The sequence below is a fragment of the Actinoalloteichus caeruleus genome, from assembly GCF_049311605.1.
Lineage (GTDB): Bacteria > Actinomycetota > Actinomycetes > Mycobacteriales > Pseudonocardiaceae > Actinoalloteichus_B > Actinoalloteichus_B caeruleus.
In genome coordinates this window covers 2,006,798-2,031,382 of record NZ_CP186005.1, presented here as the reverse complement: position 1 = coordinate 2,031,382, position 24,585 = coordinate 2,006,798, and the positions used below count along the sequence as shown (strand labels likewise).

Below are 24,585 nucleotides of genomic sequence, written 5' to 3'. Positions count from 1 at the left end.
GCACGGGGCTGGGCCGCGCCCCGGTGCGGGGTTCGGACCGGCGGTGCGGTGGTCGCGCTGCCCCGGCCCCGGGACGAGGTGTGCCCGGACGAACTCGGGCGGTTCCGGGGGTCGCCGGGCCGTGCGACGGTCGCGCGGCGTGCTGGTCGTCCCCCCGCCGCCCGGGGAAACCGCCGCGGTGGTGGCCCGTGCCCCGGTGCGGTCCTTCGGGACCACCAGGCCTGGTCGCCGCCCCTGGGCGCCGGTTCGACCAGGGGGAAGGCCCCGGCTGGTGCCTCGGCACCCGCGAAGCCTGATCCATGTCGGGCGGAGGAGGGCACGCGGCCGGCACGGGCCGCGTCCGGGGTGGTGGCCGGGGCACGGCGGGCCTCCGCCCCGGGCAGCGGGAACGGAGGGGCCTGCCTCCCAGGAGCAGGTGCCCGACCGGTCACCCCGGGCACCCAGACGCCCGCCGGCTGACCGGAGTGGACCCGGGCCCCGGCCGGCGGCCCGGAACACCGGGCGGCGGTCGCGCGCCGAACCCGTGGCCGGCGCTCCCATCCGCACCCCGCCCCGGCCGCGGGGGCCCGGCCGGGGCGGGACATCCGTCAGCCGTCGGTACCGGTCCGCCGCACCGCGTCCGGCCCGTCCACCGACGCTCGCATCCGCTCGCTGGCGAACAGCCGCAGCAGCGGGTGGAAGGTGAAGCGCAGCTCCGACTCGGCGCGGCCGGTCTCCCGCATCCGGGGTTCCAACAACCGCCACTGCGCCAACTGCATCAACACCTGGTCCGCGGCGACCGTCGAACAGCCCAGCCAGGGCGCGACCTGGTGCGCGGCGAACTCCGGTTCGTCGAGGGTGGCCAGCAGGCAGAGCGCGTCGAAGGCCCTCCGGGGCAGCCCCCGGCAGCCGGCCTCGAACCGCGCGCGCACGTCCAGGCCGTTGAAGGCGAGCAGGTCGAGCAGGCTCGCCGGGCTCGCCTCCAGCTGCCGGAGCACGTTGCGGATCGGCCACGGGCTGACGGCGGCGAGTCGCGCGCCGATGCAGCGGATCGCCAACGGCAGCCCACCGCACAGCCCCGCGAGGTGCTCGGCCTGTTCCCGTTCGGCCAGGACGCGCCGTCGACCGACCACCGAGGTCAGCAGTTCCAGGCACTCCCGGGTGGTCAGGGGTTCCAGGTCCACCGCGCGCGCACCGCTGACCTCGCCGAGGCCGCCGGGGGCGGCGATCAGCCCGGCGCAGTGCGGGCCGGTGGGCAACAGCGGCAGGACGTCCTCCGCTGAGGCGGGCGCGGTGAGGGAGACGAGGACCCGGCGGCTGGCCGTCCAGGTCCGGAAGACGTCGGCCCGTTCCTCGGTGCCCGAGGGAACCTCGGGTTCGGCGAAGCCGGCCGCCCGCAGGAACCGGGCGAGGGCGTCGTGGGCGCGGCCCGGGCCGGCGCCGGCCATGTCGAGGTGGAACTGGCCGTCGGGGAACAGTTCCCGCACCCGGTGGGCGAGCTGGGTGGTGAAGGCCCGTCGGCCGATTCCGGGCAGTCCCCGCACCACGACCACCGGCCGGGACGTGCCGTCCTCCACCTGGGCGCGGACCCACGCCTCGCAGTCGCGGAGCTGGGTGTCCCGCCCCACGAAGTCCGGCACGGCCGGCGGTAGCTGGGCGGGGCTGCCGAGCACGGTCCGAGCGGACCGCACGAAGCCGGGCAGCAGCTGGGCCGGCCCGTCGCCGGCGAGGATGTCCTGCTGGAGCCTCCGCAGGTCGGCGGACGGCTCGAGTCCGAGTTCGTCGATCATCAACCGCCGCAGCCGCTGGTAGGTCGACAGCGCCTCGTGCTGCCGGCCGCACTGGTGCAGCGCGATCATCAGGTGCCCGTGGAAGCTCTCGTGCAGCGGGTGGGTGATCACGAGCTGCTTGAGTTCGCCGATGAGGTAGCGGTGTCGGCCCAGCCGGAGATCGGCCTCGATCCGCGTCTCCAACGCCCGCAGGCGGCTCTCCTCCAACCTGGTGACCTGTGCCGCGAGCACCGGACCGGTGTCCAGGTCGTCGAGCGCGGCCCCCCGCCACAGGCGGAGGGCCTGGTTGAGCAGATCGCTGGCCCGCACGGCGTCGCCGCTGTCCATCGCCCCCAGCCCGACCCGGACCAGGTCGAGGAAGCGGAAGGAGTCGACGTCCCGGGGTTCGATCTCCAGGCCGTACCCGCCGCGCCGGGTGAAGAACAGCCCGGTGGCGGTCGGGGACACGGCGACGAACATCTTGCGGAGCTTGTAGATGTAGGTCTGGAGGGTGGCGGGCGCGGTGGCCGGCGGGTTCTGGCCCCACAGCTCGTCGACGAGTTGTCTGGCCTGCACGAGCTGGTTGGGCCGCAGGGCGAGCAGCGCGATCACGGTACGCAGCTTGGACGGACTGGGCGTGCACTCGTGCCCGTCCAGCGTTATCTCCATCGGACCCAGGAAGTTGCATCGCAGCGGCACTGGAACCCCGACCCCTCGTTCACCAGACGTTGATCACGACGAACCAACCGACATGTCACACGGGTTCGACCTGCGGGCGGCGAAACGACAACGCCGGTGGGAACAACGTCGCGCCGGTGTTCAGGCTTCGGTTCCGCTCGCGGGAGGATGGGCCGGGATCGGCGGCCGCCACCGGCGATCTCCGCGGCACGGGACACCGTCGTCCTGGGTGCGTTTCGCTGGCCACGAGTCCGAGCGATGTCCAGGTGCCGCTGCGCCCGGAGCCGATCGTAACGGCAGGAATCGGATCGACGGAAGACGGTGACCTCGATCGCGCGACGCTGTCACCCGGATTCGCGACGAAATGCGAACGGGCGGGCACCGGGAACCGAGAATTAGGCGAACAACATTCACGTCCTGGCCGATCTGAACACCACCACCACCCCAACGAATGACCAGCGCCGACGCGGGCACGCACCACGCGTCGCCCCCCGGTGCCCACCGGTCCCAACACCCGCTCTCCGCACCGGGCACCCGATCGCGCGCCGAAGTGCCACCGGGCACCCGCGAGGCGACACCGAGCGGTCGCCGGGACGCCCCCGCGCGACCACCGCACGGTGAATGCCGCCCGACCGGGCGGCAAACGCACCCACATACCCGATGTGAACTGTTTCCTAACCACCAACAAACGGTGTACCGATTAAGATCGACACAAATCACATCCCCCGCGAAGCCGCGCCACTCCGGGGACTTCTCATGTTTTCCGACACGACCCGGCACCCGAATCGACATCACCCCTTCGGCGGCATCGAACTCGTCCACAATTGCTTTCTTACCCGATCGAGGAAGCAGTGGTACCGGCGATGACCTGCGGAAGGAGCGGAGTGTCACCGCACAGGGACCGTCCGTCCCTCCGGGGAGCCGGCGGCGGTGTCGCGGCTGGTCACTCCCCTTGCGGTCTTGTCGCCCGCCCAGTCCTGCGCAGGCGATTCACCCCGTTCCGCGCCGACCGTGCCGCAGCCGGGGGCGACCCACGAGCACTCTCCGGATTTTCGCAAGTCGATCTTCACTCCGAGGCGGGAAACGCGAGGGCCGCGCGGTAGCACGAACGAGTGTCGATCTCGCCGCCGCCAAGAAACAGGGAAAAGAGGCGATAGTGTCGCTCTCAGTAATCGGAATTTCACGCTCCGACCAGCGGGGGCGGGTGCGCTTCCCCGGTAATGGGGCGCTGTCTCCCGCTCCCGAATTCGTTTTCACTGGAGGTCACTGTGTCGGCCGACCGTGCTTCACGGCAGGCGTGGCTGATTTGGGCGGTTGCCGTCGTCGTCTACCTCGCCGCCGTCCTACACCGCGGCTCGCTCGGAGTGGCGGGCCCGATGGCGAGCGAGAGATTCGCGATCAGCTCCAGCGCGCTGGCCACCTTCACCGTGCTGCACCTGATCGTCTACGCGATCATGCAGATCCCCGCCGGCCTCCTCGTCGACCGGTTCGGGCCCAAGCGGGTGCTCGTCGCCTCGGTGCTGCTGATGGGCGTGGGCCAGGTGCTGTTCGCCCTCGGGACCTCGTACCCGCTGGCGCTGTTCTCCCGGGTCACGGTGGGAGTCGGCGACTCCCTGACCTGGGTCGCGCTGCTGCGCACCATCGCCGTCCACTTCACCGCGCGCAACTACGCGCTCGTGGTGGCGATGTCCAACGCGTTGGGCGCCCTGGGTGGCGTCATCGCCACCGTGCCGCTGGCCCTCGCCCTGGGCTACGCGGGCTGGACCACCACCTTCCTGCTCCTCGGCCTGGGCACGCTCGGGTACTCCGTGGTCGTCGGCCTGGTGATGCGGCCGGGCCGGCTCGACGAGGACAGCACCGAGCCCCAGGGTGAACGGGTCGACGCCACCTCGGTGTTCCGGCAGTTCCCCCAGGTGTGGCGCATCCCGGGCACCCGGCTGGCGTTCTGGGTGCACTTCTCCACCGGGATGCTGCCCGGGATGCTCGGCCTGCTGTGGGGCTACTCCTACCTGGTCGAGTCACTGGGCCTGAGCCCGGCGACGGCGAGCATGGTCATCGGGCTGTTCGTCTTCACCGGAGTGGTTGGCGGACCGATCATCGGTGCCAGCATGCGGCTCCGCCCGGAGTCGGGCATGTGGTGGGTGCTGGCCTACCTCGCCCTGAGCATCACGGGAATGCTGCTGCTGACCCTGTGGCCCGACGGGACACCGCCGGCGATGTTGGCCTGCGTGGCGTTCCTGGTGTTCGCCAGCGGCGGCCCGATCACCGCCGTCGCCTTCGCCCTGATCCGCGACTACAACCCCATGCGGCAGATGGGCACCGCCATCGGCCTGGCCAACGTGGGCGGACACCTGGCGACCGCCTCGTCCACCCTGCTCATCGGCGTGTTGCTGGACCTCAGCCGGTCGATGTCGGTCCAACACGCCTACCAGGTCGGACTGGCCGGGGCGTTCGCGATGCTGCTGCTGGGCTCGGTGCGCACCGTCGTCTGGTGGCGTCGCGCCAGGGCCGTGCACTTCGAGGCGCAGGAACGGGGCGAGGCGGTGCCGATGCGGCTCCGCCCCCGCCGGTGGGACGTGCGGGGTGACCGCCGCCGGGCCCTGGTGCCGGTGCGCCTCGAGGGCGACCCCGACCACTGGTCGATGATCCTGGTGGGACCAGGGGTTCCCGGCGACGAGGAGTGGGACTCCCCGAACCGGGTTCGGGAGAGGACTCCGCGATGACCCCACCCCACCCGCGCCCGCCGGAGTCGCGTTCCCGGCCCCCACCGCCGTGAGGTGGTCCGGGTGGGACGCGCACCACGGGCGCCCTCAGGGACCGGCGTTCTCCGACCCGGCCGCCACCGGGTCGGAGAACCGGTCGGCCCCACACCAGCCCGGGGGCCGTCGTCCCGGAACGACACCGCCGAGCCGGGCACGCCACGCGGGGGACGAGCACCGGTCGGCGGGACCAGCCCGACCGGCCACCAGTCGCCGCCGCGGAGCTGCCCCCGGGGAGACGACGTCCGCCTTCTCGTCCTCCACCACCACTCACCCGTGAGATGAGGGCGGTCCCACCGTGGCCGCCCCACCACGCGCCCGCCACGGCCGGCCCAGCACCACCGGTAGCCCGGGCTCGGCCCCGCCGACCCACGTGGAACACCTCAGGTCCGGGCGGGACGGGCTCGTGCCACGCGCCCAAGAGGCGGCCTCTCGACGAGCCGACGCCGGTAGCCGCGAGATCCGGCGGCACGGCCGGCGATCGGCGTGACCGTCCGAACAGGCGCTCAGGGGCCGGCGGCCGAGCGACTCGCGTTCGCGGGCCGCCCGGGCCTCGGCGCGGAGGATCCGCTCGTCGGCGACACGCGGGCCTCGCGCCGTCCCGCACCGGCGTTCCCGCCCGCCGCACCGGGACGGGATGTCGCCGGTGGCGGAACGCTCGGCGGATTCGGGCCGTGCCCGGCGTGGGGCCAGGCACCGCGCGGACCCCCTCGCCCCGGGACCGCCCGGGGCGGCGCACCCGGGAGGCGGTGGGATGTCGTTCGGGTTGAACGACGACCACACCCGGTCGAGGGTTCGTCCGCCCGCGCGCGGCCGTTCGGCGTCGAGCCAGCACGGCGGCGCCGGTCCGAGGCGGAACCCGTTCTCCCCGGACGCTGGTCCACTCGGGAGGGCACCGCCGCTGGAGCCGCCGGCGCCTCGGCCTCAGGGCGGCCGGCCACCGCGTCCACTCGACCGTGACCGGGCGAACGGTCCTCGGGGCGGCCTCATCCCCGTCCGCGCCCCCGCACCCCACCCGGGACACGGCGAGGACCACCTCGAACACCGCCGGCCCTCCGCTAGGCCAGGACCTCCGCCAGTCCGAGCACGGAACCCGGCGGGATGGTCACCGGCGGGGTGCTCGGCGGCTCCGTTCGCCGCCTCGGAACGCACCGGCCGGGACGTGCGCTCGCGGCCGGTGCGATCCTGATCCCCCACCACCGGGCCGATGCTCGCCGGCCGGAGGTGCGCGGCAACCCCCTGCCGGGCCCCCGGGTCGTGGCACAGCTCGGCGAACAGCACTCCCGACATGGCGGGCACGGCCGCCGCCTGACGAGGACGACGCGCGGCCGTGCCTTCCCCCACGTTCCGGCTCCGTCCCACCGGTGCCGGTCCACGCGCCGACCCCCGACGGATACCCGCGCGAGTCCCGGAACCGGTGTGCCGCACAACCGAAACCGGGTGCGCGACACCGGAACGAGGTCCACCCACTCCCCCAACCAATTCCCCCGGTTGGGGGCTTTCGCGTTCCCCGACCACCGGCGCGACAACCGTTCGGCATTACCGGTTACCGGGGGTTGCCCGGCGCCACGCCAACTGGGAAACGGGAAACCCCGTCATCTTCCGGCTAACTCGCCGCTTTCCTCGACAGAATGCGGCGAGAACCGAGGTGAACAGGTGTCGCGTATGAAGACGAGCAGATCACGCCACCCGTCCGCGACGGCGACCACCGCGGCGGCCGCCACCAGGGCGAGCGGCAGCCGCCCGACCCCCGCACCCGCCACCAGCGACACCAACGCCCATCCCTGCACCAGGGTGAACACCACCGTGCACACCAGGTGCGAGGCCGTGCCCCCCACCGCCGACCTCAGTCGCTCCCACGCCATGACTGCCTCCTCCCTCGCACGGGCGCCCGACACGTTCCGTAGTGTTGTCGGTGCTCCCCGTGTCCTGACTCAAGGGTCATCGGGGACGGACCCGGCAACCAGCGGTTTCCGCGTACCTCGCCGGGAGGCAACGGGAAACGGGGAGGCGCGAGTGGCGGAGGAATCCACACTGTTCGGTGCGGAGCTTCGACGGTTACGGAGGAAAGCGGGGCTGTCCCTGGGCGAGTTCGCGAATCTCGCGCATTACAGCAAGGGATACCTGAGCAAACTGGAGAACGGGTCCAAACCGGCACGCCCGGACGTGGCCCGCCGCTGCGACGCGGTTCTCCACGCTGACGGGAGACTCGCCTCCCTCGCCACCCCCCGGAAACCCGAACCCGCGACTACCGAGGTGGACTCCGAGGATCGCGAGGTATGGCTGATGAACCTCACCCAGGGCGGCTCCAGCTGGTTCCGACCCATGAACAGGAGAGACGCGCTCGCCCTCGGGGCGGGCTCGTTGATGGGTTTCACCCTCACCGGGCAGGGGGTGGCGGCCACGGCGGCCGAACAGCCCGCCGTGGACCTCTTCCGCGCGCTGTTCGAGAACCTGCGCACCCTCGCGCAGACCGCCAGCCCCAGCGTGGTGTTGCCCTCGCTCGTCACGCAGACCGACGCACTGCGCAACCTCGCCGGATCCGCCCCGGAGCGGACCCGAGTCGAACTGCTCGCGCTGTGCGCCCGCTACGCCGAACTCACCGGTTGGATGGCGCAGGAGTCCGGGAACGACCAGTCGGCCCTGTGGTGGACGCGGCTGGCCGTGGACCTCGCCACCGAGGGCCACGACCCGCACCTGGTCACCTACTCCCTCGTGCAGCGCGCCCTGGTCACCCTCTACCGGGAGGACGCCGCCCAGACCATCGACCTGTCCAGACGGGCCCAGCGGGACGGCCACGCCCCCGGCCGGGTGCTGGCCCTCGCGGCGAGCCGGGAGGCGCAGGGCCACGCGCTGGCCGGTGACCACACCGGGTGCCACCGCGCCCTGGACCGCTCCCGGGAGCTGTTCGCCCGCCAGGAGGACAACGAGGGCCCGGTGCTGGGCACCACCACGGTGGCCGACGTCGCGGAGATGACCGCCGGGTGGTGCCTGTTCGAGCTCGGCCGGCCCGCGCAGGCGGTGGAGGTGTTGGAGAAGCAGGTCGAGGCGCTGCCCGCGACGGCGCTGCGCAGCCGCGCCCGCTGGGGGCTGCGGCTCGCCCTCGCGCACGCGGCCGCCGGCGAGGTGGACCAGGCCTGCGCGCTGGCCGAACGGCTGCTCCCGGCGGTCACCGTCGTCAGCTCCGCCACCGTCGCCGTCGACCTCCGCAGGCTCACCCGCACCCTCGCCCGCTGGCACACCCACCGGGCGGTCCACGACCTGTACCCGCGTCTCACCGCCGCCCTGCGCTCCGAGGCGGTGTGAACCCCGCCGCGCGATCCCGCGCGGCCTGTCCCTCCGGAAAACCTCGAAGGAGAAGTGTCCGTGACACGCGTCTTCGTCAACTACCGCACCGGCGACGAGGAGATGGCCGCGACCCTGATCGAACGGGAGTTGTCCCGTCGGTTCGGGTCGGGGGTCGTCTTCCGGGACAGCAAGTCCATCCCCCCGGGGGCCGACTTCGAGGAGGCACTGCTGTCCGCCGTCCGAGGCAGTGAGGCGTTGTTGGCCGTCATCGGCGGCCGGTGGCTGACGGCCGGCTCCACCGAGGGGGGCCGGGCGGTGGACCGGGACACCGACTGGACGCGACGGGAGATCGTGGAGGCGTTCCGCCACGACGTGCGGGTGGTGCCGGTGCTCGTCGGCGGCCGTACCCGGCTCGACCGCGAGGAGCTGCCCGCCGAGCTGGCCCCGCTGGTCCGCTGCCAGTACCGCACGCTGGGCCCGCACACCGCGGAGGAGGACCTCGCCCGGCTCGCCGACTCACTGTCCTCGGTGCTCCCCGGCCTCGCCCCCGCCGCGACGGCGGCGGACGGCGAGGCTCGCCCCGCCGCCACGCAGGCGACCACCAACAACATCGGGCGGGTCGACGGCCGGGCGGTGCAGGCCACGCACTACCAGGAGACCTACCAGGCCCCCGTGCACACCGGGAGCGGCCCGCAGTTCACCGCTCCCCAGTTCCACGGCGACGGCACCACCTACGTCGCCGGGGACAACCACCACGGCATCGTCCAGCACTGGGGCGGCCGGCGCGGGGAGGGGCGCCGGTGATCGGGGGGAACGGGGGTGGGGGCGGAGAGGGGACGCCCCCACCCCCACCGGGACCCGCCACGATGGTCGGGCCGGCGGCCGACGGGACCTCCGCACCGGCACCCCCCGGGCCGCCGCCGGCCGCGCCCGCGTTCGACGGCGGCCAGGAGGTCACCGGGGACGGCGCCACCCTGATCGGCCACAACCACGGCGGCACGCACCAGATCTACGGCGACGAGGTGCACCACCACGCGGACCTGGTCAACAACGGCACGATGTTCGTGATCCGGTCGGACGGGCGGGTCCGCATCAGCCACGACCCCCGGCACATCAGCCGGGACCACCTGCGCCAGCTGGCGGACCGCTTCGTTCCACCGCCCAACCACGCCAGGGCGGCGGACCGGCTGGCAGTGGAGGGCATGGTCCTGTTGACCGGACCGGCCGGGGTGGGCCGGCGCAGCGCCGCGCAGATGCTGCTGCACCACGACGACGACGAACGTGCCCGTTACCGGGAGCTCCCGGCGAGCTCCTCCGAGTCGGAAGGGGCGGCCCTCGGCTTGAAGGCCATCCTCGACCGGGAGGCGATCCAGCCGGGAGAACGGTTGCTGTGGGACCTCGCGAGCCGACCACCGGAGGACCCGGCCGAGCTGCTGTCCTGGCTGGACCCGTTCCGCACCAAGCTCCGGGACCGGCAGGCCCGCCTGGTCGTGGTCCTCAACGAGGACCAGCTCTCCCAGGTGTCGAACGAGTCACGGCCGCTGTTGGTCACGCTGGGGCGCCCCGACGCTCGCGCGGTGCTGGCGAACCACCTGCGGGCCGACGGGATCGCGTTCTCCGACGCGGAACTCGACGATCCTCGACTGAGCTCCCACGTCAAGTCCGACCCCATGCGCCAGCTCGCGAAGTTGGCCCAGCTCGTCCGGGACGCCCAGCACAGGGCCTCGGCGGACCTGCCGTTGGGAAAGCTCCTCGGGCAGGCGTTGGAAGCCCTGGACGGGCACGGGGACGACGTCGCCCAGCAGGTACGCCGCAACCCCTCCGCCCACTTCCGGGCGCTCCTCCTCACCGCCGCGCTGCTGGAGGGAGCCAGGTTGGAGTCCGTGCACCACGCGGCGGCCGGCCTCCTCACGAAGCTCCGCTACCCTCCCCAGGAGACCCACGTCCTCGAACGCGCCGACCTCGCCGAGCGGCTGGCGGCGGTCAAGGCGGTGGTCAGGGACGGTCGGGTCACCGGCTTCTCCACCCTCGCCTACGGTTCCGCCGTCCTCACCCACTTCTGGCGGTACTTCCCCGAGCTGCGCCGCGAGTTCCGCGCCTGGGTCGACGCCACCATGAGGCTCCGAAGCCTCACGGGGCGGGACCGGGACCTCGTGGTCACCCGCTTCGCCGAGCAGTGCATCAGGACGGAGGACTGGGAGGGCCTGTTCTCCCTCGTTCGGTACTGGGCTCATCGCGGCGAGTCAGGACGTCCGCCTTTCCTGCTGCCGCAGGTGGGGCGTGCACTGGACCACGGGCTGGCCGACCAACGCGCCGGATGGCGCTTCCGGCAGAAGATCTACCACTGGTCCCGGGACAGGGAGCTGCCGAAGGACCTCGCCCAGGTGCTGATCGGGCTGTGCGTCGAAGCCATCGTTCCCGACCACCCCGACCAGGCCCTGGTCCGCCTGCACCACCTCACCCGGCACCAGGAGGACAACGTCGTCGCCTCGGCCAGCGACGCGCTGGACGCCCTCGCTGAGGACCACCGCTTCCTGCGCCGCCTCCTCGACCGGCTGGCCACCAGGATGGACACCTCCGGGCCCCACCTGCACGGCGACCTCCGGCTGTTCCTCCAGGTCACCGCACCAGACCGGCTCACCGACCCACGTGGGCGCGCCCGTCCACTGCTCGCGGAGACCCAAGTTCGACGGCACCTGGTGCACTGCTGGGCGCTGGTCCTCTCCCACGGATCGGAGGCCGAGTGGGAGCCCTCGGTATCGGACTGGCTCGCGGCGGTGGCGGAGGACACGCGGCGCGAGCCGCTCCTCCCGGTCCTGGTGGACGCCGCCGAGGAGGCGGCTGCGCTGAACCCGCTCTACCTCACGGCCCGGCGATGGGCGCTGGGCCGGGCGGTCAACGCCCAGGACACCGCCCAGCGGACCCACGTGGCCCGCGCTCTCCACCACCACATCAACCGCGCGCAGGGTCTGTGCCCGCTGGGGGCCGACCGGCGCGCTGAGGAGACACTGGCATGAACAGCGAAGAACTGTCCCGGATCGGGGCCATCGGCCTGATCGCCGCGATGGTGCCGCTGGTGCTCGGACTCGGCCTGAGCTGGCCGGCCCTGGTCTGGGTGCCGTTGGCCCTCGGCCTGCCCGCGGCCGTCGGCGTCTACGCCAACCACCAGTTCCGTACCCGGCGGCAGCGGCGGGAGTGGTACGGCTCGGTGGGGGCGCCCCCGTTCCCGCCGCAGGGCCCGGAGACGGCCTTCCCGCCCCTGCCGGAACCGGCCGCCGAGGAGCCGGAGTACGAGGAGTACCGGGAATCGGTGCGGTTGCCCAGCGACGACCCCGACTACCGGCTGAACTTCTCCTGCACCGTCTGCTGGCGGGCCACCGGCTCCGGCGCGCCGGAGGGGCTGCGGCGGCTGGCGGGGAACACGGTGATCACCCGGGCGCTGGCGGTCACCCGCGTCCAACCCGCCACCGAATGGGAGGTGACCGCGCACCTGGTCGCCGCCGAGCTGGGCAGGCTCCTGCCGGACGGCTCCGGTCGCGTCGAGGTGTGGGCGAAGGACGTGGAGCTGACCCTCTCGGACGAGGACCAGCGGAGGCTGGACCGGCTCGGGGAGCTGCGCAAGGACGCGGAGGTGCGGGATAGGGAACGCGACCAGGAGCGGGCGGAACGCGCCTACCTCGGGGACGACGTCCTCAGCAGCACCGGCAGCGCCACCGTCTGGTGGCTGGCCCAGAGCACCCGGGACTCCAAGAAGGTCGAGGAGACCGTGAACATGCTGGGAAGCCTCGCCACCCTCTCCGCGGCGGCCCACGGCACCGAGATACCGGCGGGGGTGCGGCGGTTGATCGCCGACTCCGTCGGGGAGGGCGCGGGCGGATGCGGGGCGACCGACCACCAGCACATCCCGACCGAGCACATCACGGTCACCGCGCACCCGGAGGTGGGTGGCCAGCAGGGACTGTTCCACGACGGCGCCTTCCACCCCAACGGCTACTCCTCGGGCGCCCACTTCACGGTGTCGGCGACGACGTCTCCCTGGCCGGACGGCGGGGACCCCGGGGCCGTGGACGACGGTTCGGACGCACTTGGGCACGTCGACGGCCTGGCGCGGGACCTGTTCCCGCCGTCGGACCAGCCGGGGCGGATGGTCTTCTTCGACCGCCTCGCCGATCTGGTCGCCGTGCACGGGGGCGAGGAGCTGTCCTCGCGGATCCGGGAGCACTACGACGTCCCCGGGCTCCCGCCGGAGGACGTCGCCTCGCCCGAGGTCGCGGGAGCGGGCGGTGACGGGGAGGCAGGTGTGAGCGGCACCGCTGGCGAGGACGCCAGCCGGGCGGACGACCAGCGGGGGCGGGGTGAGCCGGAGCGCGGGGCGACTGGCGGACCGGGCGATCCCTCGGGGCAGTGGCCGTGGTGGCGGAACGGCGGCGACCCGGACGGCGCGGGGGCGTCGGACCGTCCCGCGCCCGCCCAGTCGGCGGAACAGCGGGGGAGCGACGCCCCGCACCGCGCGGGGGAACGCTCGGACGCCGCGCTCGTCACCCCGGCCGCCGTACCGCCGGGCACACCGGTGACGACACCCACCCCGCCCGCCTCCGGCACTCCCTCCACCTCCCGCTCCGACTCCGAACGGCCGCCCGCGACGAACCCCGACCAGGAGGGCACCACGCCGAACGGCGCCACCGGCGGGAGTCAGGCCGAGGCCGTGCCCGGACCCTCCGCGACCCGCACCAATGCCGTCCTCGCGGAGGAGCGGGCGGCCGTCGACCCCGCACCACCCGACAACCCGACGGTGACGGGTCCCCGGGCCACCTCGGACCTCGGCGACGCGCCCGCGTCCCCGGCCGAGGTGACCAGCCCCCCGCCAGGGAGTCCGGCGGAGACCCCGACGTCGCCCGTCACGACCACCGGAACCGGCGGGCTGTCCGAGGCGGACGGCACGGGCGAGGAGGACACCGCGACCGTGGCCCCACCTCCTCCGACCGCCGCCGCGCCACCCGCGGCGACGACCACGTCCGATGACCGCCCCTCCCCAGCCCCACCGGCCGATCCGAAGGTCACGCCGCCTCCGACCGGCCCGGGTACCACCTCGTCCACACCGCCTCCCGCCGTGCCGACCTCGCTGAGCGACCCGGACGGCAGGCTCGGGCACGCCGGGTTCTGGAGCCCGACCACCGGGTACGCCCCGCCGTCGCCCACGACCAGTTGGTCCGATACCCAGCACCGCGAGAACGGGTTCGGTGTCCGGCCCTGGACGGGATGGGAGGCGGAGGACCCGCCGACCAACGGGCACGACCCGTTGGGCCCCCGGCCCGACGAGGACGGGTTCGACCAGCGGCGACCGAACTCCTCCTGATCTCCCTCCCCGGCCGGCCCACGTCCTCCGTGGGCCGGCCGGCCCGCGTCACGGCCCCCGAGCCCCGTCCCGTCGGGACGACGCCGAGCACCGGGCCGCCGACTCGGCGGCCCCCTCAGCCCGAGCACCGGTTCCTGGACGCCCACCGACGGGTCGCGCCCCACGCGGCCCCGGGCCGAGGGCGGTGGATGCGGACCGAGCCGGTGCTCGGGACGCGTTCGTCACACCCTGGGCGTTCGCTCCCAGCTCACCCGGTCCGCCGCCGGCTCCCGGCGTCCTCGCCCAACCCCGACCCCGCGGGTTTCGATAACACCGGCACGGTTGCGCGCGATCCATGATCGAACGGTGCGAACGGCACGAACCGGGTCCCGAGTCCCTTCTGGACCGGGCTCGGCGGGGGTGCGGGCCGGGATCGGGCCATCCACGCGGGAATACCCCGGTGGCCTGACCGGAACGACTCCGGAACACACCCGGTCCCTCACCCACCGTGGCAGCATCGGTGTTCGGGGAGAGGAGCCGGAATGGGCAACGGGGCCAGGCAGGACGACAGCGCGAGGGGGACGGCGACGATGGCGGCACCGCCCTGCGTGTCGACGGACGCGGTGGCGCGCCGCGCGGTGGCCCGGGACTGGGGAGGACAGGTCGGGGTCGTCCCGGCCTTCGTGGCGCGTCCCCGGACGGAGGCCGAGGCCCAGGAGGCCGTGAACTGGGCGGTTGAGCACGACCTGCCGTGGGTGCCACGCGGGCAGGGCCACTCCTGCGGGGGCCGTGCCCAGTCGGAGGGCGTGGTGGTGGACCTGTCCGGGTTGGACGCGGTGCACGACGTCGGTCCCGACTTCGTCACCGTCGGCGCGGGCATGACCTGGAGCCAGGTCCTCGACGTGGCCGCCGAGCACGGGTTGGCCCCACCGGTGATCACCGACCATCCGCACCTCTCGGTGGGCGGCACGTTGTCGTTGGGCGGGGTGGGCGGCACCTCCTACCGGCACGGCGCGCAGGCGGACTCCGTGGTGCGGATGTTGGTGCTCACCCCGGGGGGCCGGGTGGTGCGGTGCGGGCCCCGGCTTCGGTCGGACCTGTTCACCTCGGTGCTGGGCGGATCGGGAACGGCCGGGCTGATCCTGCGGGCGACGCTGCGGCTGGTCCCCGCTCCGGCGGTGGTGCGGCGGGTCCGGCTGACGGTCGGCGGCGCCCGGGCCCTCGTGGAGGCGCAACGGGAACTGCTGGGCGACGAGAAGCCGGACCACATGCAGGGGCTGGTGCAGGTGGTGGACGGAGGCTGGCGGCACCGGCTGGACCTGGCGGAGTTCGTCGACGACGCGGCCGGGCCGTCCTGGGTGTCGGGTGGAAGACCGTTGCCGGCGGGCCTGGCGTCCCGCGTCGAGGTGGCGGAACGATCCCGCCACTCGCACCGGGAGTTCGTGCATCGGGGAGCGGCGGACGAGGCCCGGTTGCGGGAGACCGGGGACTGGGACGCGCCGCACCCGTGGGCCGCCGTGTTCCTGCCCGACGCGCACGCGGAGGACGCGGTCGCGGACATCCTCGACGGCCTGACGCCTCGACTGCTGGGAGAGGCGGGTCTGGTGTTGGTGTACCCGCTGCGGAGCATCATGCTGCGCGCCGGGCGGCCCGCGCTGCCCCAGGGCGCGGTCGTGTGGCTGTGCGCGCTGTTGCGTTCCGCGCCCCAAGGGGACCCGGCGGCGGTGTCCGACATGGAGGCCGACAACGAGCGGGTGCACCGCATCACGGCCGGGGTCGGCGGCACGCGCTACCGCATCGGCGCCCACTGACCCGGCAGGCCCGGGCGGGGAAGCCCGGCCGGCCGCTGGGGCCGTCAGCCTGGGAGGCCCGTGGTGGCCCGCGACCCGTCCGGGCCGGTCGCTCCTCGGGCGGCTGGTCGCGGGGCGGGCCCCCGTGCTGGGTGACCGCGACAGCCGGACGTGTGTTCCCTAGCGGCATCACGACCCCACGGGGCAGACCGGTGCGTCTTCGCCAGCGACCGGCGGTGGACAGTGGTCAGGGCGAGCGACCTCCAGGGGGCGAGAGCCAGGGCCCGCCGGTGTGGCGCCGCCACGTGGGGGACCCCGTCCTCGCCAGCGACCTCACACGACGCGCCGACTTCGCCCTGTTCATGCCGGAAGCACCGTCCAGCGTGGGCCCGACGTTGTGGTCCCAGGAGGCTGGTCGAGGAGTTCGGCACGCCAACTCATCAGGGCGTCCTCACGCGGCTCGGGCGGGTCGACGGTGGCGACCCACGGTGGCCACCAGCGCCGACGACGACTCCCTCCCCCGCCTGGTGTGTCCCCGGTCGGGCACAAGGAGTCCGAGAGGCGGCCCGACCGGTGGCTCCCCCTCGTGCCACACCCGCCGTGACCAGCCATCGCCCGGTCAGGGCTCCGGGAATCCGGTCGTCGCCCCGCCCCGCCCGCCGCTAGCATCGGAGCCCTCATGACGGCAACACTCGTCGCCAGCGGGCTGGCCGCGGCACACGGAGACCGCGTTCTCTTCTCCGGACTGGACCTCGTCGTCGCCCCCGGGGACGTCATCGGCCTGGTCGGCGCGAACGGGGCCGGCAAGTCGACCCTGCTCCGGATGCTGGCGGGACTGCGCCCGGCGGACGAGGGCACGGTGCGGCTCAACCCTCCCACCGCCACCGTCGGCCACCTCCCCCAGGAACCGGACCGCCGCCCGAAGGAGACCGTTCGGGACTTCCTCGCCCGCCGCACCGGGGTCGCCGACGCCCAACGCGACCTGGACGAGACGACCGAGGCGTTGAGCGCCGGCCGGCCCGGATCCGACACCGCCTACGCCGAGGCCCTGGACCGGTGGTTGTCCCTGGGCGGCGCCGACCTCGACGAACGCGCCGAGGAGGTCGCCGAGGACGTGGGGATCGGGGTGGGGCTGGACCAGCTGATGCCGTCGCTGTCCGGTGGGCAGGCCGCGAAGGCGGGCATGGCCTCGCTGCTGCTCAGCCGGTACGACGTGTTCCTGTTGGACGAGCCGACCAACGACCTGGACCTCGCCGGTCTGGAACGCCTGGAGCGCTTCGTCAGGGAACTGCGGGCGGGCACGGTGCTGGTCAGCCACGACCGCGAGTTCCTCGCCCGCACCGTCACCCAGGTGCTGGAACTGGACCTCGCCCAACAGCGCATCCGGCTCTACGGCGGTGGCTACGACTCCTACCTGGAGGAGCGGGAGGTCACCCGCCGGCATGCCCGGGAGGCCTACGAGGAGTACGCGGCGACCCGGGCCGGCCTGGAGTCCAGGGCCCGCACCCAACGGGCCTGGATGGAGAAGGGCGTGAAGAACGCCCGCCGGAAGGCCACCGACAACGACAAGATCGGCCGCAAGTTCCGGGCGGAGGCCACCGAGAAGCAGGCCGCGAAGGCCCGCCAGACCGATCGGCTCATCGAACGGTTGGAGGTGGTCGAGGAGCCCCGCAAGGAGTGGGAGCTGCGGATGTCCATCGCCGACGCGCCCCGCAGCGGCGGCGTGGTGGCCGTCGCCCGGGCGGCGGTGGCCCGCCGGGGATCCTTCACGCTGGGTCCGGTGGACGTCCAGATCGACCGCACCGACCGGGTCGCGATCACCGGCCGCAACGGCGCGGGGAAGTCCACGTTGTTGGGAATGCTGCTGGGGCGGGTGCCGGTGGAGTCCGGGCAGACCAGCCTGGGAGCGGGTGTCCTGGTGGGCGAGGTCGACCAGGCCCGGGCCCTGTTCCTCGGCGACGACACCCTGCTGGCCGCCTTCGGCGCGGAGGTGCCGGACTGGGCGCCCGCCGAGGTCCGGACCCTGCTGGCGAAGTTCGGGTTGACCGCCGACCACGTGCTCCGCCCCGCCTCGGAGCTGTCGCCTGGCGAACGGACCCGGGCCGCGCTGGCGTTGTTGCAGGCACGCGGGGTGAACCTGTTGGTGTTGGACGAGCCGACGAACCACCTGGACCTGCCGGCGATCGAACAGCTGGAGTCGGCGCTGGCCTCCTACGAGGGCACGTTGCTGCTGGTCACCCACGACCGGCGGATGGTGGAGGCCGTGCACACCACCCGCCACCTCGTGGTGGCCGACGGACGGGTCACCGAGGTCTGAGGACCCCACCCGGACGTCCCGTCGTGCGGCCGGCGGTCAGCGGCGCCGACGTCCGGCGGCGTGCTGCGCCGCCCCGCCCGACTGGGGTGGCGCGCGCCGGCCGCGCACCGCGACGTCCCGGGCTCGGAACGCGCGCCGCTCCCCCACTCGCGACCCCGCACCGGGCTCGCGGGGCGGCGGCGCGGACGCGGTCAGCGGCCCGCGACCATGTGCCCGGGAGGACCACCGGGGCCAGCGGGCCGGGACTCGGGTTCCGGGTCGTCCAGCCTGGCCCACTCGCCGTGCTTGAAACTAGCCCGACCGGCGAAGCTGACGTTGACCGGGTCCCGCGCCTCCCACGCCCAGAACCGCACCCGACCCCACGGCGGGACGTGCCGCCGACGCCGCTTCATCGTCGCCGGCGGCCCCACGAAGTCCGGGATCCCCCAGCGCCGGGCGAGGTCCCGCATCACGTCCAACACGGCGGTGCTCAGCTCGGGGAACTCCGCGCAGTGCCGGACCTCGGCCCGGCAGAGCACCAAGCGCCGGTAGTCGAAGGTCCCCGCCAGGTAGGTGACACCGGGTGCGATGACCGGTCCCCGCCCGACGTCGAGGTCGACGTGCCCGTAGAGCCGGCCATCCTCCACCGGCGGGTCGGCCGAACAGCGGGTGATCCACTCGCCGCTGAGCTCGTCGGGGCCGTTCACGGCCGGCTCGCGAGTTCCCGGAGCCGGGTGGTGCCGGCGCGGATGACGGTCTGGGCGTGCGGGTAGGCCATGCGCGTCCGGGCGACGCCGTCGGGGGTGGCCATCAGCAGGACGCCACGGCGGTCGTGGAAGCAGCGGACGCGGTGGAGGAGTCGCCTGTCCTCCAGCCGGTGGGCGAGCCGGGTGAGGCCGCTGGGGCTGATGCCGAGGGCCTCGGCCACCGAGCCGGCCTGCTGGGGCTGGCGGTCGAGTTCGAGGAGCACCAACAGGTCGGTGAGGCGCAGCGCTCCGGGGAGTGGGGTCGCGTCGCAGTCGCGGACGGTCCGGCGGATCGCGATCCAGGAGTCCGGCGGGGTGAGGGACATGCGTTTCCTTCCGCTGGGGGCCGGGCTGGGCGAGGGCCGCCCCGCCGGGGCGGGCGGGGCGGCGTACACACGGTGGTGGCGTCGTCCTGGGCACCACCTCCTTCCTGATCGTGTCGGGCTTCCTGGTCGCGGGTCGGGGCAGGGTGAGGGGAGGTCCCTGGCCGACACGGCGCGCTGCCAGCGATCACCGTGGACAGTCGTCAGTGGTGGCCACCGCCAGCGGCGGGAAGACCGTGCCGATGGGGTCGCCGCGACCGGAGACCACACGGGACGGACTCCGGGGGCGGAGCCGTCCTCCTCACGGCGGCCGGGCGCGTGGCTGGTCCGGCCGAGCCGACAGCCGGCACCGCCGGGGTCAGCGGGGGCGGAGTGGCCCCGGGGGCCGCCAGCGACGACCGGTCAGCAGCCGGGGCGCGGACGAGGAACCCGGAGGTGGCAAGGCTCCCAGCTCGGCGGCGACCACCCCCACCGAACCCGACAGGCACCACACCACCCAGTCGCCGTCCCGCACCCGAACTCCCTCGACCTCACCGTGACCCCGGATCACGCACCAGTCCACGAAGCCACCGCCAGGCCAGGCGAAGGAGCCGACCAGGGCGCCCGTGCCCCGCGTCAACGACACCCACCGCCACCCGCGCCGGGTCAACGCGTAGACCGCCGCCAACTCGGGTACCGCGTCCAGGGCCTTCCGCGCCGCCGCGTCCATCACTCCAGGCCTCCATCACGTAGGGGCGGACCCGCCGGGCGCGACCGGTGAGCGGGGGAAGCACGACGGTGACCGCCTCCCCCGGGTCGGCCACGGTCCCGGTCACGGGACCAGTCCGCACAGCAGGGCTTTCAGGGGGCCGGTCAGCGCGTGGACCACGGTGTCCGCCGCCGGGTACCAGGGCCGCGGGGTGTTCCCGAAGGCAGCCAGGTGCGGGGCGACCGCGCCGACGACGAGGACCAGGGCTAAGAGGGCGATCAGGAACGAGACGACGGTGTGGATGAGGGCGTGCACGATCACGGAATGTCCTCGGGGAGTAGGAGAGCCCGCGCCGGACGCGCGGGGTGAGGGAGAAGCGGGGCTGGCCGGGACGCCGGCCAGGAGCCGCAGGGTCGCGCTCGGCCCCTGTGGGCAGAGCGGAACTACCCGCCGGCCCCCGACGAGATCCGGGCGGAACGGCAAGGTCTGGTCGGCGGAGACGACCAGCGAGGGCTAGCGGGCCGACCGGCTCCCGGTAGCGCGGAAGGGGCGGCGGGTGCTGGTCGGGCGGGTCATGCCAACCGAGGCCAATGCCTGCCGAGTGGTCCGGCGGGCACGCCGCACCCGCAGCGCCATGCGAATCGCCGGCCCGAACCAGCGATCGAGCCGTTCGACCACCTACAGTCCGACCAGCGCGATCAGGGCGCCGAGCGCCATCTCAAGCACCACGCCGCACCCCTTTCGTTGGCCGCTGCTGGCAGGGTGCGGGCAAAACACCCCACAGCACCGTCGTCCAGCCTGGACGGAGCTGGTCACCCGGGGCGAGCGGGAGGCCACGGGCGCCGTGCGGATTCGGACCGGGTGGAAGTCCCGGGGCGGTGTGGCGGTGGTGCCGCCCGGAGCCAGGACGCCCGCTCACGACGGAACCCGAATCGTGGCGGCAGCGGCGGTCGCAGCGTGCCGCACCCGCACCGCCCGTGCAGCGAGCGAGGTCGAGGGCGAGGCAGCTGTGACGCCCGGGCGCCTGATTACCGCCTGACCGTTCGTCGGCGCAGGCGAAGGGCGTGGCGACACCGGACATCGCAGGAGATCCGGGGGGCGCAGCGGGCTTTCCGCGTTCCGCCCCCGTGTCGGGAGGCGAGTCGATCACGCCCAGTAGCATGGCCGGGGAGACGGGATCGTGGTGCATGCTTCGGTTCCTCTCGTCAGGAGGGGTCGGGCGGCCGTGGAAAGTTGGCCCGACCCCTCCTCCTCTTTGCGAACAGGACGCTGTGGCGCATGCCACCTTGCCCACATGGACACTGCGGCGCAAGAGTACTGACGCGCAATTTGCACGAGATGACCCATAAGGAGTAAGAGGTCGGAGGAAGTGCCAGCCTGTCGTACGCTCGGTCGGGCGTACGGGGAGGAGATCGGGTGTCCGAGTACCGCGCAGGAGTCCGAATGCGACGGGTCTGCCGGGAGCTGCGCAAGTGGCGTGAGTCGGCGGGGCTCAAAGCCACGGAGGCTGCGAAACAGCTGAAGTGGTCGCCATCGAAGATCTCCCGCATCGAGCACGCGGTCCAGGCACCCACCAGCGTCGAGACCCTTGCCCTGGCCCTGACCTACGGCGTCCCCGAACGCGACCGCGACCGCCTGTTCGCCGCCGTCACCACCGCACAGGAAGGCGGCTGGTGGTCGCAGTACAGCGACGTCCTGTGGGACGCGGCCCAGGATCTCATCGAACTGGAGGACGAAGCGTCCTCGGTGCGGATCTTCAAGGCACAACTCGTGCCCGGCCTGTTCCAGACCGGCGACTACTTCGCCGCGCTCAGCGCGAGCTGGCTACCCAAACCGACGGCAGAGGTCTCCCGCCAGCGATCCTTCATCCGGGAGACGCGCCAAGAGCGGTTGACGTCGACGAATCCCCTACACGTCCACGCAGTGCTGTGGGAACCCCTGCTGCGCGGCGCGGTCGGAGGACCGGAGGTCATGCGGGGACAGCTCCGGCGACTGCTCGAGCTGGCTGAGCTGCCGCACGTTCGCATCCAGGTGCTCCCGACCGGAGCAGGCGCCCATCCCGCGCTGGGAAGTGAGTTCGTCGTACTTGGCTTTCGAGAGGAGCATCTCGACGACGTCGTCTACTTCGAGACCCTCAACCGGGGCGACTACGCGGAGGAGTCAGCAGCGGTTCAACGCCACGTGGACGCGTTCCACATCATCCAAGAAGCAGCTATGGATTGCTCCGAGACCAGGAAACTGATATCACGCCTACTCCAGTAGAAGAAGGGAAACACATGCGGGTAGATTTCCACCGCTGGCGCACCAGCACATACTCCAATGGCGGCGGAGGTGAATGCGTCGAAGTCGGCTCCGCCCCCAACCTCGTCGGCATCCGCGACAGCAAGAACCGCGACGGAGACGTTCTCATCGTGGGCACCACCTCCTTCACCCGCTTCATCACTGCGGTCAAGAACGAGCGTTACTGACAACTGGCCCTAGTTGTTCTGCCCTCAACTACACCGGACAGAACAACTAGGCCACCTGCATTCGCCTCCAGCACATCATCTCCCTGACCGATGAAACTCAAGGCGCCGTATGGGCAGCACGGCAGCCGTGAACGATGGCTTGACAAGGACTACACCACCAGCTGGAGCACCACCTTCGAGCACGGCACGCAACGAGGGAACCGAAATCTCCATCCCGATCCGAACGATTGACGAACTGGAGGATTCACGGTGATAACTGGATGGTACAAGTCGAGTCACAGCGGTGGCGGATCGGCCAACTGTGTCGAAGTCGGGACTGGTAGCAACGTCGTTGCCATCCGCGACACGAAGAATCGAGAAGCTGGCATGCTCATCCTGAACACCCGTACCTTTGCCAACTTCGTGGCAACCGTGAAACAAGGAAGCCTCGACCTCAAACTCTGATCAAAGTGCGCTCGGCTGAGAAGACCGCCCAGCTCGCGCGGCCCGGGCGGCACTTCGATCGCAGGATGATGACGACCTTTCCCCGCCGGGGCAGGTCATCCCGCGGTAGCGGGAATCGGCAACAGTATATCGATACCTTCGCACTCCAGGCCTCGTCGGCATCCGCGACAGCAAGAATCGTACTGGCGGCGTTCTCATCGTTGACAACGCCGCCTTCACTCGCTTCATCACCGCGATCAAGAACAAGCGCTACTGACCGTCCTGGCACCGCGCCGGGTGACCTGCTCCAGGTCACCCGGCGCCGGACTCCTCCCCGACCCTGGCGCGACCGTGCCCACCACGAGAGCACCCACCACCTCACGCGGCGGCGGCAGGTCGAACCGAGCAGGCCGGGGTAGCCCTCCTCCCCTGGCCACCCCCGTGCCGGCCGGCCCGGCCCCAGGTCGATCAGCCAGTCGGCGTGCCGGATCACGTCGAGGTTGTGCTCGATCACCACGACGCCGTGCCCGTGCTCCACCAGGTCGTCGAGGAGACCGAGCAACGTGTCGATGTCGGCGAGGTGCAGCCCCGGTCGTCGACTGGAGCGGACGGGAAGGAAATCGATTTGGTCAACCGACCGAGACGCCAGCCCAAGTCGCGAGGCGTGCCACGGGATCGGAGCCCCGACGTGATGTCGCGAGCACCCGCAAAGTCTCGTGCACCATCGGGTGATGTCGTGTTTGTTGCGGCGAGACCTCCCGTGCACGGTGCAGACACGCGACCGCATGCTCACGATCGCCATCCAAAAGCGCCGCGCGCCCCAGATCGATCCAGTACCGACCAACCCGCTCCGCAGGGGCGTGTCTGGGGACGCGAACCTTCTGCGCACGGACACGGGCAGAGGTGGCGTCCCCGGCCTCAACTGCCAACGACACCGACCAGATCGCGACGTTCGTAGGCCCGAAGGCCAGGCGGTAATCGTCGCGATCCTCCCCGAGGAGCTGAGCAGCTTCTTGAGCTTCCCTCCAATGTTCGTCCGCTGCGGTCAAGTCGCCGGACCTCGCCAAAGCCAGTGCCGACTTGAGGTGCAGGTTCCCCCACACGGACGTCGCGGCGGGGCTACGGCGGTACTCGTCACCGTCGACAAGGTGGGCGCGGCTCCTATCCAACAACGACAGCGCCGCAGCCCACTCGCTGATCACGATCAGCTCACCGGCTCGTTGGTAGTGACCAACGAGTACGGCGAGCTCGTCACCTGACCGTGCAGCTGCCCACTCGTAACGGTCAACCGCGAGTGATGACAGATCCGCGTACCCAAGTTTGTACAACATTTGGCCTGCGGCGTAGTACGCCTCGGCCATCAGCCCATAAACGCGCTCCCGCACCGAAGCATCGCTGGTTCGCTCCGCTGCCCTCCGCAGTTCAGTAAGCAGCCCCGGAACCAGCGCCCCGACCTGGTCCAGTCGTGCGGCGTGTCGGTGGGCACTCACTGTGGCGACTTCGGCCGCCAGCTCGTCGACGCTTCGGGGAACGACATCGTCCTCGGGCGCCGCGTCGTAACGAACCAGGGCCCGGCGAAGGTCCGCGACACTTGCTCGAGTCTCACGATCCGTCGGGTGCCGGGTCTCCCGAGGCTGACCGAGCAGTTCGACCGGCGGCACGCGAAGTTCACGTGCCGACAGCGCGACAAACTGCTCCGAAGCTGGCATCTGCCCGCGCTCGACCTTGCTGATGGTGGACGTGGAGAATCCGGTACGGCGTGCGAGGGCGGCCTGTGTCATGCCGCGCAACTTGCGCTGCTGGGCCACACGTTGACCAACTCCCTGGCGATCGGACATGGCGCCTCCCCGTCGTGACCAACAACGCTGCCCGTTGATCACAGACTAGTGCCACGATGGTGAATCGTGATAAGACTGCCAATTCTCTGCCAGTTCAACGCTTGCGCAGGACAACCTCCGAGCGACGCTTCGTTGTTGGGAGCGGGACCCTCTGAGCTGACTCGGTGGTCACCACGAAGTGCATTGGCGAAGCTTGGTCAACACC

Annotated in this window: 18 protein-coding genes; 11 read left to right on the top strand and 7 right to left on the bottom strand. The window is 72.3% G+C overall.

The window, feature by feature from the left end:
* Nucleotides 1–587: 587 nt before the first annotated feature.
* Nucleotides 588–2,417: an AfsR/SARP family transcriptional regulator gene (locus ACOJVX_RS09060; RefSeq protein WP_156038389.1), complete on the bottom strand. Its 1,830-nt coding sequence runs from the start codon at nucleotides 2,415–2,417 to the stop codon at nucleotides 588–590.
* 1,229 nt (nucleotides 2,418–3,646) lie between these two features.
* Here ACOJVX_RS09060 and ACOJVX_RS09055 point away from each other — a divergent pair.
* Nucleotides 3,647–5,149 (top strand): MFS transporter, encoded by a 1,503-nt coding sequence (locus ACOJVX_RS09055; RefSeq protein WP_272500018.1) that lies wholly within the window; start codon nucleotides 3,647–3,649, stop codon nucleotides 5,147–5,149.
* Between the two features lie 1,631 nt (nucleotides 5,150–6,780).
* On the opposite strand, the gene ACOJVX_RS09050 is transcribed toward ACOJVX_RS09055, so the two are convergent.
* Complete coding sequence (locus tag ACOJVX_RS09050) at nucleotides 6,781–7,050, bottom strand: hypothetical protein (RefSeq protein ID WP_030228419.1); 270 nt, start codon at nucleotides 7,048–7,050, stop codon at nucleotides 6,781–6,783.
* A 151-nt stretch (nucleotides 7,051–7,201) separates the two neighbouring features.
* Here ACOJVX_RS09050 and ACOJVX_RS09045 point away from each other — a divergent pair, with 151 nt between their 5' ends.
* The 6 genes from ACOJVX_RS09045 (at nucleotide 7,202) to ACOJVX_RS09020 (ending at nucleotide 17,915) form a co-directional block, all read left to right on the top strand.
* Nucleotides 7,202–8,491, top strand: a complete 1,290-nt coding sequence (locus ACOJVX_RS09045; protein ID WP_026419131.1) for a helix-turn-helix domain-containing protein — start codon at nucleotides 7,202–7,204, stop codon at nucleotides 8,489–8,491.
* A gap of 60 nt (nucleotides 8,492–8,551) precedes the next feature.
* Nucleotides 8,552–9,277: a toll/interleukin-1 receptor domain-containing protein gene (locus tag ACOJVX_RS09040; protein ID WP_418154800.1), complete on the top strand. Its 726-nt coding sequence runs from the start codon at nucleotides 8,552–8,554 to the stop codon at nucleotides 9,275–9,277.
* A complete protein-coding gene (locus ACOJVX_RS09035) occupies nucleotides 9,274–11,490 on the top strand; it encodes a hypothetical protein (RefSeq protein ID WP_422647413.1) in 2,217 nt (738 codons plus the stop codon). Before ACOJVX_RS09040 ends, ACOJVX_RS09035 begins: the two co-directional genes overlap by 4 nt.
* Nucleotides 11,487–13,829: a hypothetical protein gene (locus tag ACOJVX_RS09030; RefSeq protein WP_422647412.1), complete on the top strand. Its 2,343-nt coding sequence runs from the start codon at nucleotides 11,487–11,489 to the stop codon at nucleotides 13,827–13,829. Before ACOJVX_RS09035 ends, ACOJVX_RS09030 begins: the two co-directional genes overlap by 4 nt.
* Before the next feature lie 521 nt (nucleotides 13,830–14,350).
* Nucleotides 14,351–15,619, top strand: coding sequence for an FAD-binding protein (locus tag ACOJVX_RS09025; RefSeq protein ID WP_422647411.1), 1,269 nt, complete (start codon nucleotides 14,351–14,353; stop codon nucleotides 15,617–15,619).
* Between the two features lie 658 nt (nucleotides 15,620–16,277).
* On the top strand, nucleotides 16,278–17,915 hold the full coding sequence (locus ACOJVX_RS09020; RefSeq protein ID WP_422647410.1) for an ABC-F family ATP-binding cassette domain-containing protein: 1,638 nt from the start codon (nucleotides 16,278–16,280) through the stop codon (nucleotides 17,913–17,915).
* Nucleotides 17,916–18,106: 191 nt separating this feature from the next.
* Here the strand turns inward: ACOJVX_RS09020 and ACOJVX_RS09015 are convergent, their stop codons facing one another.
* From ACOJVX_RS09015 to ACOJVX_RS09000, 4 genes are all read right to left on the bottom strand, one after another.
* On the bottom strand, nucleotides 18,107–18,601 hold the full coding sequence (locus tag ACOJVX_RS09015; protein ID WP_418154805.1) for a hypothetical protein: 495 nt from the start codon (nucleotides 18,599–18,601) through the stop codon (nucleotides 18,107–18,109).
* Nucleotides 18,598–18,966, bottom strand: a complete 369-nt coding sequence (locus tag ACOJVX_RS09010) for a MarR family winged helix-turn-helix transcriptional regulator (RefSeq protein WP_422647409.1) — start codon at nucleotides 18,964–18,966, stop codon at nucleotides 18,598–18,600. Before ACOJVX_RS09010 ends, ACOJVX_RS09015 begins: the two co-directional genes overlap by 4 nt.
* Nucleotides 18,967–19,321: 355 nt before the next feature.
* Nucleotides 19,322–19,672, bottom strand: coding sequence for a hypothetical protein (locus tag ACOJVX_RS09005; RefSeq protein ID WP_418154811.1), 351 nt, complete (start codon nucleotides 19,670–19,672; stop codon nucleotides 19,322–19,324).
* Nucleotides 19,673–19,774: 102 nt separating this feature from the next.
* Nucleotides 19,775–19,972 carry a hypothetical protein gene (locus ACOJVX_RS09000; RefSeq protein ID WP_418154808.1) on the bottom strand — a complete coding sequence of 66 codons (198 nt, stop codon included), beginning with the start codon at nucleotides 19,970–19,972 and terminating at the stop codon, nucleotides 19,775–19,777.
* A 1,095-nt stretch (nucleotides 19,973–21,067) separates the two neighbouring features.
* Here ACOJVX_RS09000 and ACOJVX_RS08995 point away from each other — a divergent pair.
* The 4 genes from ACOJVX_RS08995 to ACOJVX_RS08980 all read left to right on the top strand — a co-directional run bounded on the left by ACOJVX_RS08995 (nucleotide 21,068) and on the right by ACOJVX_RS08980 (nucleotide 22,819).
* Nucleotides 21,068–21,913 carry a helix-turn-helix domain-containing protein gene (locus ACOJVX_RS08995; protein ID WP_418154809.1) on the top strand — a complete coding sequence of 282 codons (846 nt, stop codon included), beginning with the start codon at nucleotides 21,068–21,070 and terminating at the stop codon, nucleotides 21,911–21,913.
* Nucleotides 21,914–21,927: 14 nt separating this feature from the next.
* The gene (locus tag ACOJVX_RS08990; RefSeq protein ID WP_418154810.1) at nucleotides 21,928–22,119 is read left to right on the top strand and encodes a DUF397 domain-containing protein; all 192 of its coding nucleotides are present in this window, start codon (nucleotides 21,928–21,930) and stop codon (nucleotides 22,117–22,119) included.
* Between the two features lie 249 nt (nucleotides 22,120–22,368).
* Complete coding sequence (locus tag ACOJVX_RS08985) at nucleotides 22,369–22,563, top strand: DUF397 domain-containing protein (protein ID WP_083886111.1); 195 nt, start codon at nucleotides 22,369–22,371, stop codon at nucleotides 22,561–22,563.
* A gap of 160 nt (nucleotides 22,564–22,723) precedes the next feature.
* Complete coding sequence (locus tag ACOJVX_RS08980) at nucleotides 22,724–22,819, top strand: DUF397 domain-containing protein (protein WP_083886115.1); 96 nt, start codon at nucleotides 22,724–22,726, stop codon at nucleotides 22,817–22,819.
* 352 nt (nucleotides 22,820–23,171) lie between these two features.
* Here the strand turns inward: ACOJVX_RS08980 and ACOJVX_RS08975 are convergent, their stop codons facing one another.
* Complete coding sequence (locus ACOJVX_RS08975; protein ID WP_039785994.1) at nucleotides 23,172–24,380, bottom strand: helix-turn-helix domain-containing protein; 1,209 nt, start codon at nucleotides 24,378–24,380, stop codon at nucleotides 23,172–23,174.
* Nucleotides 24,381–24,585 lie beyond the last annotated feature (205 nt).